This is a genomic window from Anabaena sp. CCY 9402-a, assembly GCF_963920945.1.
GTDB classification, from domain to species: Bacteria; Cyanobacteriota; Cyanobacteriia; order Cyanobacteriales; family Nostocaceae; genus Trichormus; species Trichormus minutissimus.
In genome coordinates this window covers 13888-26846 of the sequence record NZ_CAWUDL010000052.1, presented here as the reverse complement: position 1 = coordinate 26846, position 12959 = coordinate 13888, and the positions used below count along the sequence as shown (strand labels likewise).

Annotated in this window: 8 protein-coding genes; 2 read left to right on the top strand and 6 right to left on the bottom strand. The window is 42.2% G+C overall.

Features of this window, described 5'->3' with window-relative positions; genetic code table 11:
- Positions 1–62 precede the first annotated feature (62 nt).
- From ACM0OR_RS18665 to ACM0OR_RS18650, 4 genes are all read right to left on the bottom strand, one after another.
- On the bottom strand, positions 63–3614 hold the full coding sequence (locus ACM0OR_RS18665; RefSeq protein WP_414577954.1) for a filamentous hemagglutinin N-terminal domain-containing protein: 3552 nt from the start codon (positions 3612–3614) through the stop codon (positions 63–65).
- Positions 3615–3704: 90 nt separating this feature from the next.
- Positions 3705–3938, bottom strand: a complete 234-nt coding sequence (locus ACM0OR_RS18660) for a hypothetical protein (protein WP_414577952.1) — start codon at positions 3936–3938, stop codon at positions 3705–3707.
- 342 nt (positions 3939–4280) lie between these two features.
- Positions 4281–4940 (bottom strand): response regulator transcription factor, encoded by a 660-nt coding sequence (locus ACM0OR_RS18655; protein WP_414577950.1) that lies wholly within the window; start codon positions 4938–4940, stop codon positions 4281–4283.
- Positions 4941–5193: 253 nt separating this feature from the next.
- Positions 5194–6309: a response regulator gene (locus ACM0OR_RS18650; protein ID WP_414577948.1), complete on the bottom strand. Its 1116-nt coding sequence runs from the start codon at positions 6307–6309 to the stop codon at positions 5194–5196.
- A gap of 448 nt (positions 6310–6757) precedes the next feature.
- Between ACM0OR_RS18650 and ACM0OR_RS18645 the strand changes: the two genes are divergently transcribed.
- A complete protein-coding gene (locus ACM0OR_RS18645) occupies positions 6758–7105 on the top strand; it encodes a PAS domain S-box protein (protein ID WP_414577946.1) in 348 nt (115 codons plus the stop codon).
- Positions 7106–7137: 32 nt separating this feature from the next.
- A complete protein-coding gene (locus ACM0OR_RS18640; RefSeq protein ID WP_414577944.1) occupies positions 7138–8970 on the top strand; it encodes an ATP-binding protein in 1833 nt (610 codons plus the stop codon).
- Between the two features lie 254 nt (positions 8971–9224).
- On the opposite strand, the gene ACM0OR_RS18635 is transcribed toward ACM0OR_RS18640, so the two are convergent.
- Positions 9225–10709 carry a biotin/lipoyl-binding protein gene (locus tag ACM0OR_RS18635; protein WP_414577942.1) on the bottom strand — a complete coding sequence of 495 codons (1485 nt, stop codon included), beginning with the start codon at positions 10707–10709 and terminating at the stop codon, positions 9225–9227.
- A gap of 20 nt (positions 10710–10729) precedes the next feature.
- Complete coding sequence (locus tag ACM0OR_RS18630) at positions 10730–12958, bottom strand: peptidase domain-containing ABC transporter (RefSeq protein WP_414577940.1); 2229 nt, start codon at positions 12956–12958, stop codon at positions 10730–10732.
- Position 12959: the final 1 nt, after the last annotated feature.

Sequence of the window (12959 nt, the reverse complement as noted above, 5' to 3'; positions counted from 1 at the left end):
CTCGCCATCAATGAAAGAAAAACTCTTGTTTCCTCTTTACTGTTACCTGTCACCTATGTTTCTCAGGAGCAAGTACCACTAGATACAGACAAACCACGAGGAGTAGTATTCGGTACTTGAGCTACTAGAGATACATTACCGTTTTTATCGACAATCCAGCCTTGCGCCTCGACTATTTTCGCTGGGGAAGATGGCAGACTTTCATTGATTACATTACTATTTTTATCAGCATCGACTGTATCTAATGTTATCCATCGTGCTGTAGATACATCACCTTGAAACGGTTCTATCGGACTGCGGGCAATTCCTCCCCTTCCTGTGACCGTAAAGGAACTACGCCTAGCAGCATTACCGGGGTTACAACTAGAGACAATTTGTTGTGACGCATCCGTGAGATTATTAGGTAACTGTACCAAACCGCGACTAGGATCTATATCGGGTGTATTAATTGTGACTGTACCTGTTAAGCCAAATTGGGAACTAGCATCAATATCGTTAGTATTATTAGGCGGAGTTGATGGGCGTTGTTCCAGATTAAAAATACTCCGAGCATTAATGTTAATATTGCCACCTCGCCCTTGAAAAGCATTAGCAGTAATATCGCTATTTTCATTAGGAACGGCAACGATAAAGCCACTATCAATCAAGATGTTGCCACCATCTCCACCAGCCTGATCAATGCCTGCGGTAGTGGAAATTTGACTGTTGCGGCGTAAAAGCAAGATATCGGCAATTTTGAGCGTCATATTACCGCCCTGACCTGATGTAGTTGTGGCTGAGAGAACGGCTCGATTATCTAACAACAGGTTACGAGCTTCCACTTCTAAATTACCCGCATCTCCTAATCCCTGATTGTTCACACTAATTGTAGCCGCATCTCGCAGCGTTAACTTATCGGTTTCAATCCTCAACTTTCCTGCTGTACCGATACCTTGAGAGCTAGTAAACAAACCGCTAGGAAACTGCTGACCCGACTGATCTCGAAAAAACTGGCGATTGGGAATCTGTGGAACTGTGCCAATTAGTTCAATCGAATCAGTAGCTTTGATAAAAAGATTTCCACCTTGACCGCTACTAAAAGTCCCAGTCCCAACCCCTATTTGCGCTCCGTCTTGGACGATTAATCGAGCCGTGTCAACTCTGATTTCGCCTGCGTCGCCCTCACCAAGAGTATTGGCAAACACAATGGTGGGTTCACCATTGTCAGAGGTGCCGGTTAATTGGATCTCGTCAGCCTCGATGTTAATGTTTCCCCCCTTGCCTGTACCGTTCTCAAAAACGGTAGCTAAAGTTTGTGCGCCTTTGCTAGCGATAAACCTGCCCGTATTCACTGTCACAGTACCACCGTCGCCAGAACCTTGAGTCTGCACTCTCAACCCACTCCCAAAACCTGCTGCCATTACCTCTGAGGCATTTACGAGTATATCGCCTCCATAACCCTGATTAGAAGTAGAGGCAGTTACCCTTGCCCCATTTAGTAGAATTAGGCTTCCTGTGTTAACGAGTATATCGCCTCCATAACCCTGATTAGAAGTAGAGGCAGTTACCCTTGCCCCATCTAGTAGAATTAGGCTTCCTGTGTTAACTATTACAGTACCACCCTCGCCAGTCCCAGAAGTCTGTGCTGCCAAACTGCTGAGAAAATTGCCACTTCGACCAATAACTTCTACTGACTCCCTCGCATTTACAAGCACAACACCCCCGATACCCGCTTTGGTCGTTGTGGAAGTTACCAGCCCCCCATCCTGAAGTATCAACTTCCCTGTCGTGATATCTACTGTACCGCCTTTCCCTGTCCCCTCAGTCTGTGCTGTCAATCTGCTGGGTATTCTGCCAGTTTGATTAATGCCAGTCACTTCCACTAATTCCTTGGCGTTGACGAATATATCGCCTCCATCACCTTGACTAAAAGTTGTGACACTTATCAGTCCTCCATCCCGGAGTATCAACTTCCCTGTTGTAATAACTACTGTACCGCCTTTCCCTGTCCCCTCAGTCTGTGCTGTCAATCTACTGGGTATCCTGACAGTTTGATCAATACCAATCACTTCCACTAATTCCTTGGCGTTGATGAGTACATTTCCTCCATCACCTTGACTAAAAGTTGAGGCACTTACCTCTGCGCCATCCAAGAGTATCAACTTCCCCGTCGTAATATCTACTGTGCCGCCATCACCTGCACTCAGACTGCCAGCAAATAAGCCACTAGAAGTAATTGGCGCAATCCCAATAGCTTCCACTGACTCAGAAGCGTTCACCAGTACACTTCCTCCACGCCCCAGACTAAAAGTTGTGGCACTTACCTGCGCCCCATCTCGGAGTAACAGCCGCTTAGTTGTTACCTTAACTGTGCCGCCATCACCAGTACTGCTCTGGGCAATAGAAAATAAGCCACTGACAAAATTGCCAGTGGCCGTGATTCCTGTCGCTTCAAATAACTCTGAGGCGTTGACAATAATATTTCCACCACGTCCTTGACTAAAAGTGCTAGATGATACTTGCGCCCCATTTTGAAAAACCAATTTCTTGGTGTTAAATTCTACATCACCAGCTTTTCCAAGACCTAATGTTTCAGTGAAAAAGTTACTAGCCTCGCCATTGGGAGCAGTACCACTGGCTTCAATAGACTCAGAAGCTCTGATGCTTAAAGTTCCTCCACTTTCGTCACCCCGTGTCAGAGATAAAATCAATGAACCATCTTGTAGTGCCACTCGCCGGCCTTGTATTTGAATATTACCACCTCTAACACCACTGGTATCAATAGCAGCAGTTTGGGAAAGGAAGATGTCTTGGAAGTTCTGCACACTCTGGTTGCTCAATTCCCACCCTGGATTGGTTGGGGTAAGACCTATTAAACCCTCTCCCTGAACACTCCAAACGGCAACTCGCCCTGATTCAGCTCTCAAACTTCCGCCTTCCAGCACGACTTCACCACCAGCCAGAGCCAAGGTTTGACCAGGGTCAACCTCCAGACCACCAGTACGATTGACCTGAAGTACCCGACCAGTCTCCTGATTCATTATTAGTTCATTACCTTGCCCCTGGACGAGAATTCTGCCTGGATTTTCTCCGTATTGCAAGCCAGTGGGAACATTGAGCGTTAGTAAAGGAGGAGCAGAGGGGTTAGTAGTGCTAAATTCTATACCATCGTTAAATTTAATACTTTGGGCTGTACTGGCTAAAAAAGAACCACGGAGGTCAAGCCTGGCATTAGGGCCAAAAATAATGCCATTGGGATTTATTAAAAATAGATTCGCTCCACCGTTAACACCGAGTGTCCCCAGAATCGTTGATGGGTTAGTTCCAGTGACTCGACTGAAAATGTTTTCAATTCCCCCAGGATTAGCAAACAGGACTCGTTGTCCATCCCCAACACTGAATTCTTGAAAACTGTGAAATAGGCTTGTACCTCTTATAGCTCCCCCATCAACCCGATCAGCAGGAAGACCGTCTATGCTAACATTTGGAGTCAGCAGAGAACTTTCAGGACTTAAGGAGGAATCAGGGGTAATCTGAGCTTTGGCAATATCTCCAGATGCAGTGTATGCTGCACACACTACTAAGAAACTAGCTACCCTAAATCGCCAGCAGGAATTTGACCAGCTTAGACCCATGATTGCCATCCTCAAAAATATTAGGACTTTATTTTTAAACAACTCTGCATTTTTTAAAGAAAAACTAATGGGACAATTGAAATTAAAAGGTTAGGGAGTAGTTTTTAGGAAGATTGTACCTTCTTCTGTTCCTGGGTACAAATCATCCTCGTCCTCTGGTGGTGGAGATTCTGGAATCGTCCCGAACCCCGGAGACCTACCACCGGGAGTACCATCACCATCAGATGTAAGGTCAAGATTACCCCCATTGATTTGTTCTTGCTCACCAAGAGTAAGTTTAGTGAGAAAATCGATATCTTTCAGTTTTTTTAGGTTATTTTTCATGTTTACCTTTTTTGTTGCTTCAGTGTTTTACTAGCAGATGCAGTTTCCGAAAAAATCAGTCTCTTGTATAGCTTTAGCTGGACTTTATTTATCCAAGATTAAGAACTTTGTTTCTTTTATCTAAATTCTGACCTTGTTGAGCAATTTTTGCTCGCCTGAGTTCTTTTCTTTGATAGTTTTAAGTTACTCGAAAGCAGTCTTAGCAAACATCTAATAAATGTCATGACTCAACCATGACATTTGTCATAACTAAGTAAATCGGCGGAAAAACACAACCATGTTAAGAAAAAACTAGGCTCAAACCCTTATGTTTTCGTCAACTTACCCAAGTTTTCGGTCTACTCAAGATAGAAAAGAATTGGCAAAAATAGCAGCTTGGGTGCGATCGCGTAAGTTCAGTCGTGTCAAAATATTAGTAATATGGTTTCTCACAGTTCCTTCTGAAAGGTGGAGATCCTGAGCAATTTCTCGATTACTGTAGCCAGTTGCAATCAGCTGTAAAACTTCCAGTTCCCTGGATGTGAGTTCTGCAAGTTCAGGTGGTTGCTCTTTTGGTGCTTCTGTCCCGGAAGTGGGTACAACACTTAGCATCTTTTCCAAAATTCCGGGGCCAAAGTGAGTATAGCCTTTGTAAATTGAACGGATTGCTTCTGCAAGTTCTTGTGCGGGCGTATCCTTGAGTAAGTAGCCCTTAGCTCCAAAACGTAAGGCCTCAGAGATGTATTGAACATCATCAAATGTTGTTAAAATCAGTATTTTCGTGTCTGGAAACTGCTGACATAACTGTTGGGTAGCTACGACCCCATCCATGACAGGCATACGGATGTCCATCAACACAATATCGGGTTTAGCATCTCCTGCATACAGGCTTTCCATCTGATGAATTGCTTGTTGACCGTTTTCTGCTTCTGCCACTACTTGTAAGTCAGATTGAATCTCTAGTAAGGTTTTCAACCCACGACGCACAATCTCTTGGTCTTCAACAAGCAATACCCGAATCATAAATTAAATCATTCAATAGGTTAGATATTGATAGAAATCCGGTTTGATTACTGAAATCACTCTTAGAGGTAGGGAATAGGGAATAACACAACGGCTTGTGTGCCAAGTTCTTTCAGAAATTTAGATATGACTTTTATATCCACTTTTAGCACTACACAACAGTATATCAGTTACCAGAACCACAGTAAAATTACTAAGGACAATTTTAGATTTTGAAATATAATTTACCCACAAAATAAAAGGCTGGTAATTGTTAGCAATTGTTAGTATTTTTATATTGAAAAATGGCAGTAATCCTACAGCCTGCATTTGGGTTACTGATAATTTCTAAGTCACCACCTAATGCTGTAACCCTCTCTTGCATTCCCCTCAGACCAAATCCCCTAGTATTTTCAGTTACTTGGAAGCCTTTACCATTATCTTGAAGCATGAGTACCGTATGAGAATCTGTACTCTGAATCTGAATGTTAACTGTTGTCGCCTCCGCATACTTACAGATATTAGTCAAGCCTTCTTGTAAAATTCGATAAATAGTTGTATTCACTGGATGGGGCAAGTTTGGTGGGATATGAATGTTGCATTCTGGTAAAATGCCAGTTAGTCGATGAAATTCTTCTGTCAGGCTAGCGATCGCAGTTGCTAAAAGTTGACTTTGTAGGGGTTCTGACCTGATTAACCCCACAGATTCACGTACTGCTTTTAACGCTTGTGACCCCAGTTGTTTCGCTTCTAACAAACATTCATAAGCTTTGGTAGAGTTATCTGGCCACAAAGCCATAGCTGCTTCCAGTTGAATGTTCAGTGCTACCAACGAATGCCCTAGAGAATCGTGAATATCACGGGCAATGCGATGGCGTTCTTCTATAGTTGCCATTTCCTGAAGTCGCAGATTAAGTTCTCGTTCTTGTTCTAAAGCTTTAAGTAAGTCTGCTTCTGCTTGCTGCAACCGGGAATTTTGCACTTGTAGTTGAGCTTGCAATCTCCGACTTGTCAGTTGCGTTTCCATCCGCACAAAGACTTCTTCCAACTGAAAAGGCTTACTAATATAATCAACACCTCCAACTGAGAAGGCTTTGACTTTATCAAATGTTTCATTTAAAGCACTGATAAAAATTACCGGAATTTCACAGGTGCGAGAGTCTGCTTTTAACTGCTGGCAAACTTCATAGCCATTTAATCCTGGCATGGTGATATCTAATAAAATTAAATCGGGCGGTTGAGCCTGAGATCCTATTAATGCTGTTGCCCCATTGGTGACACACCGCACCTCATACCCTTGATTAGTCAGCATTTTCGATAAGAGGCGCAGGTTATCCAAGGTGTCATCAACTATGAGAATATCTCCCTTGTGTAAGTGACTAGCATCCATAAAATTTAGCTCGAATTAAACTCAAGAAATTATCATGATTAATTGTGAAAAATTTCAAGAAAACTATACATTTTTTTATGTGATAAATAAAGATTAACTAATTTCTTGCCCCAGTTACTTTATTGCAAACTTGTCAACACAGATATCTAACTTTTCACGGTATCTGGAAAACCTCTCTCTAAATCTCTCTCCTGCGAGGCGAGAGACTTTGAATTGCTGATTTGGAAGTTATATTTTCCGTGGACTTTTCCACATGACGTGAAAAGTCAGCACAGATATAACCCTTAATATTATGTTAATTCAGTTATAAGGAGCTTTCCCGCATAATAATTCTAAATTTCTGTATTTCTGTGCAATAAATTTGCATAAAATGAGATATAAAGACGTATATGATTTAAAGTTATCGTTTAATTCTCAAGCAATATCATTTAATCATCAAAGCCTAGTTATGAAAAATTTCCAGCAAATGCAGTTAGAAACTGAACTGCCAGTAGTTATTACTGACCAAGAAGGATTTATTACTTATATAAACGAGGCTTTCAAAACTGTTTATGGTTGGACTGCTGAAGAAATCCTTGGGTTTCCTTTAGAAGTTATTATTCCGCAAAGCCTCCATGATTCTCACCGACTGAGTTTTTCCCGCTTCGTGATGACTGAAAAAGCGAAAGTTCTCAATCATCCTCTTTTACTCAAAACTGTAACTAAGGAGGGGATAGAAGTAGAAAGCGAACATTTCATTACAGCAGAGAAACAAGGAGGAATTTGGTTTTTTGCAGCAACAATTTCTCCATTATAAAAAGTAATATTCTTTTAAATTAGGTTATTTTTATGGATAAAGACCCTGCCCTTCAGTTAAATCTGCTGCGTTCAACTTTAGGCAAAATGGAAGTAGCATTAGGAGCTATTGATGATGCAATTGTTTGGACTGGTGAGGACACCAAGGTGCAATGGTGTAACACCGTCTTCGATCGCTTAATTGGTAGACCTCATATTACAATTTTGGGTAGATCACTAATTCAATTACTACCACTAAAACAGCAGGGTCAAGTAATTACTAATGAAGAACATCCGGTGCTAATAGCACTACAAGACCAATTAAAAGCAACAGAATATGAGTTTGAACAATCTCAGGAAACGCTAATTTTGGAAATTTCAGGCAGCTATATCGAACTTGTTGAAAGAGAAAAATGTGCTGTTTTGGCAATTCGTGATATTACCGCTCGTAAACAAACAGAAGCAGCACTCCAACAGGCTAAAGAAGCAGCAGATGTAGCCAATATTGCTAAAAGTCAGTTTTTAGCAAACATGAGTCATGAATTACGAACTCCCCTCAATATTATTTTGGGTTTTACCCAATTACTGACTAGATATGGTTCTCTTGATAACCAACAGCAAGAGTATTTAGATACTATTGCCCGCAGTGGTGAACATCTGTTGAAATTAATTGACGATGTTCTAGAAATGTCCAAAATAGAAGCTGGTAAAACCACATTGAATCAAACTGGTTTTGATTTAAAATATCTTTTGGAAACACTGTACCAGATGTTAAGTTTAAAATCTCAATCGAAAGGATTACAGTTAATATTTAAACTTGCTCCAGAATTACCCCAATATATTTGCGCTGATGAAAGTAAACTGCGCCAAGTTTTAATTAATTTATTAGGTAATGCCATCAAATTTACCCAAACAGGTAGTGTGACTCTGCGCGTCTGCCAAGATACAGAAGAAATAGACGCAGGGATACGCCTATTATTTGAAATTGAAGATACTGGATCTGGTATTGAATTAATGGACATGAAAAGGTTATTTGAACCTTTTGTCCAAACTCAAACAGGTCAAAATTCTCAAGAGGGAACTGGATTAGGTTTACCCATTAGTCAAAAATTTGTCCGACTCATGGGGGGAGAGATAACTGCTAACAGTCAGGTAGGAGTGGGAACAATTTTTAAGTTCGATATCCACACCCAACAAGTTCGATCTGATGAAGTGGAGACAGCAAAATTTAGCCAGCAAGTCATTGCTTTGGCAGCCGGACAGCCAAAATATCGGATTCTGGTAGCAGAAGATAAACCAGAAATTCGCCAGATCATGATTAAGTTGCTGCAACCAGTTGGCTTTGATGTGCGGGAAGTCAATAATGGAGAAGAAGCGATCGCCATTTGTAAAAGTTGGTGTCCTGACTTAGTGTGGATGGATATGCGAATGCCTGTAATGGATGGGTATGAGGCAACTAAACGCATTAAGACAGCGATTGATTCGCCGCCAGTCGTCATTGCTTTAACTGGTAGTGCATTTGAAGAAGACCGGATTGTTGCTTTATCTACAGGTTGTGATGATTTTGTCCGTAAGCCATTTCGAGTTGAAGTGATTTTTAACAAGATGGCAGAACATTTGGGTGTGAAATATATATATGCAAATGCACAAACTACGCAGCCACAATCGGCAGAGATTCCTGTAAATGAATTAAGTGATGCAATGCTCCAAATGCCTGCTGAATGGATAGAACAATTACATCAAGCAGCAAGGCGAGTCAATTCTAAGCACATTCTCCAACTGATTGCAGAAATTCCATCATCCCAGGCTGGTTTAGCTAAAACGCTAACAAACCTCGTCAATGATTTTTGTTTTGAAGAGATTATCAATTTAACTGAGAATCGTTGACTGTTGATTGTTGACCGTTGACTATTGATTGTTGACCGTTGATTATTGATTGTTGACCGTTGATTATTGATTGTTGACCGTTGACTGTTGATTGTTGACCGTTGATTATTGATTGTTGACCGTTGACTGTTGATTGTTGACCGTTGATTATTGATTGTTGACCGTTGATTATTGATTGTTGACTGTGAACAATCGCAATTAATGATCACAATAGAATATTTTTTATTTCTTTAAGTCGTTCACTGAAGACAATATTACCAGTCTGCAATTAACCTGGCTTTTCTGAGCAAGAATTTTAAGACTGTCTCTTTGCGGGAAATAATATCGGCTCGTCCTTCCATTCCCGGTTGAATATTACATTGATGGTTGCTTCTACCAAATGAAAAGCTTTCTGGGAGTATCATCACCTCATAAACAGAACTTGCACTACCTTGTGCTGGATGAGACTGATTTACTTGAGATTTGATAGTGTCTTCAGAAATTTGACTGACAATACCTTTGAGAGTGCCGTAATCGGGATAGGGACAAGCAGAAACCCGCATCTGTACTTCTTGACCTTTTGCCAACTTACTCACATCATCAGGGGAAACTGCGGCTTTGATGACTAAGGGTGCATTGCTAGGGACAATTTGAGCAATTTCTTCTCCCAGTTGCACCGATTGACCAGAATTTCGCAGGTTGAGTTGAGAAAGAATCCCGTCTTCGGTGACTGTAATCTTGGTCTGGCTGAGGTCGCTTTCGGCTTGTTGTAGTTCGCTGGTGTCACGCTGGATTTGATTTTTTATTTGAATCCTCTGCTGTAACAAAGCTTCCCATTCTCGGTTGAGGGTGGCGAGAGTGGCTTCACCGCTCGCAATTTCTTGGGCGATAGTTTGTTTAGCGATCGCAACTTCAGAATTACTGGGATTAAGAGCAGTTTGGGTGCGGCGTAGTTTGGCTCGTTCTGCGGCTACAGCTTGTTGTCGTTGGGCAATAATTTGCTGTTGCGCCTCCATATTAGCTCGTTGCACCTCAACCGCTTGTTTTTGTTGAGCCACATCTAACTGCACTTCTTCTAATTGATTCAAAGATAAAGCACCAGCTTGGACTACTTTCTGATAGCGATCGCGTTTCGCTTGAGCTGCACTCAACGCCGCTTCTGTAGACTGGAGGTTAGCACGAGCTGAACGCAGTTCCACCTGTGCTTGAGACCATTCATTTTGCACTCTCTTTAAATTCGCCTCGGCTGCTTCTACTTCCGCCTGGACAGTAATTTGTTGGTCTCGATAATTGCGTTGGGTGCGCTGGAATGCGGTTTGAGCTGAAGTCACTACACGGTTTTTGCGCTCGGTTTCCGCTTGAATTTGCCGATTCAAAGCAGTAATTTGGGCATCGATTTGCAGCAGTTGCAGTTGTGTCTGCTGGATGTTGCTTTGCAATTGACTTTTTTGAGTTTGCAGGCGGGAATCATCAAGAGTGGCTAACACGTCTCCCTTTTTTACTACCTGATTTTCTTTGAAAAAGATATTTGTTACCTGACCGGCTGTAGCTGCTTGCACCAGCCGCAATTCTCCTGTGGGGCGGATACTCGCTTGCCCTTTAACGGTTACTTTATATTCAATAATAGAAGATAGGGCGATCGCTACCCCAACAGCACCGACGAGAACCAGACCGCCTAATTTCGCCCAATTACCAATCGGCGGCAGAAATTCATTGCTTTCAACTAGAGGTAGAGAGTCTGCATTAATTTGGTTAACCATGACAGTTTTCTGGGTAGAGATTAGCGAATGCTGCTTGGGGAAATTGCATTTGGATGACAGTTGCAAGAATTTTTGGTGAAACCATTGACTCTCGATAAATCAACCCCGTCGAGAAAATCTAAATGCTCGCCTGGTTGACGACACAAAACCTCTGGAGAACCTTGAATTTTTAATTTCCCTTGTTCCAACATGACAATCCAATCAGCTTGCTGGATAACTTTGGGACGGTGGCTAATTAAAATAGTGGTTTGACCTTGGCGGTGAGTGAGCAACTGGCTTAATACTTTGGCTTCACTAACTGGGTCGAGTGCGCCAGTAGATTCATCTAAGATTAGCACTGGCGGGTTATTGACAATGGCTCTGGCGATCGCTAATCTCTGCCGTTGTCCACCAGAAAGATTTGCACCAAATTCTCCTAAGACCGTTTGATATTTGTCTGGGAGGTTGCTAATAAACTCGTCAGCCCCAGCAATCTGGCAAGCTTGCACAATCTGCTCAAAGCTAATATTAGGTGAACCTAAACGGAAGTTTTCCATAATCGACCGACTCCAAAAGTGCGCGTCTTGCGGAACTAGAACCACTTGTTGGCGGAAGCAATCTAAAGCCAGGTCGTCTAGGTTATAAATGCCAAAGCGAATATTGCCAGACTGGAGTTGATATAAACCGGCAATCAACTTAGCTAGGGTACTTTTACCACAGCCAGATTTGCCAATGAGGGCAATTACCTGACCGCCAGGAATGGTTATAGAAAAATCTTGCAGCAGTTCAACTCTACCTGGATGATGAAAGTTGAGGTTAGTACAGGTAATATCTGCGTTGCTAGAAATTTTTACCCAAGGCTTTTGCTGATTATCTAAAGTTTCCGGGGTCGCATCAATGACTTCCGTAAGCCGTTGGGTAGCAGTTTTCGCACGGGTAAATTCATCAACAAAATCGATAGTAGTTTGAATAAAGCTGGTAAAGTTGCCATTCATGCTATTAAATGCCAGGAGCATCCCAATAGATAATTCCTGCCGAATTACTAAGGTGCTGCCAAACCAGATCAAGGCAATACTACCGATGTTAGAAATTAAATTTGAGAAGACACCGTTAACAATGCCAATTTGAATAGTACGGAAGGTAACGTTAGCAAGGCGACTAAATCGACCCTGAAATTCTTCCCAGAATTGTGGTGCTGCGGCAGTAGTTTTTAAGGTGATCGCACCTTTGAAAGTTTCCACCAAAACACCTTGATTTTCGGCTGATAACACCAAAACACTACGAATTTTTTGTTGTAAGGTGGGCAAGAAAACTACTGTGGAGAGCGTCATTAAAAGAGCGATCGCACCTGCTAAAACTGTGAGTTTTATACTGTAAAACAGCATGAAGCCTAAAGAAACCAGGGCAATAAAAAGCTGGCTGGGCAGACTCACAACAGCTTGAGAAATTAACTGATTAATTTGTTGAATATCTTCTAGGCGGCTGACAATTTCGCCACTGCGACGGGATTCATAATAACTTAAAGGTAGGCGGAGGATTTGCCGTCCAAATTCAAAAATTAGTCCTAGTTGTAGACGTTGAGCAAAGTGAGCGACAAGATTTGATTGTGCTAGTCGTAGGCTGCTGCTGACTAGGTGCATAACGATAACACCAATAGCAACACTAGTCAGAAGTTGGGTGTCTCCCCGCACTAGCACATCATCGGTGAGAATTTGCAACAGGAAGGGAGAAGCGAGGGAAAGCAGACCTAAAACAGAGTTGAGTAACAAGGTTTGACTCAAAATGCCACGATAAGGGGCAACACGCCGCAGGAAGCGACCAAAACCGCCAATTTTCTCTTGTTCATCTTCCTGACTAAAAAAGCGGACTGGATCGGGTTCTAATAGGAGCATGACTCCGTTTGTCCATGCTTCTAAAAGCCACTTTTTTTCTAGATAACGGATACCTGCACCTGGATCAGCGACGACGTATTTATTGCCCTGTTTGCCGTACAAAACTACCCAGTGATAACCTTTCCAGTGGATGATAGCTGGTAAGGGAAGGGTTTTTTCGTTGAAAGTCTCCAGAGTTACTTTTACTGCTCGTGCATTGAAAGCAAGGGCTTCTGCACCTTGTTTTAATCCTAAGAGGGTGCTTCCTTGCTGTCCTGTACCTACAGCTTCCCGACAGCGACTAATGCTAAAAGTTTTACCATAATGTTTAGCCACTGTTGCTAGACTGGCAGCACCGCAGTCTTCTTCACTATGTTGTTGAATCAGGTGGAATTTCATT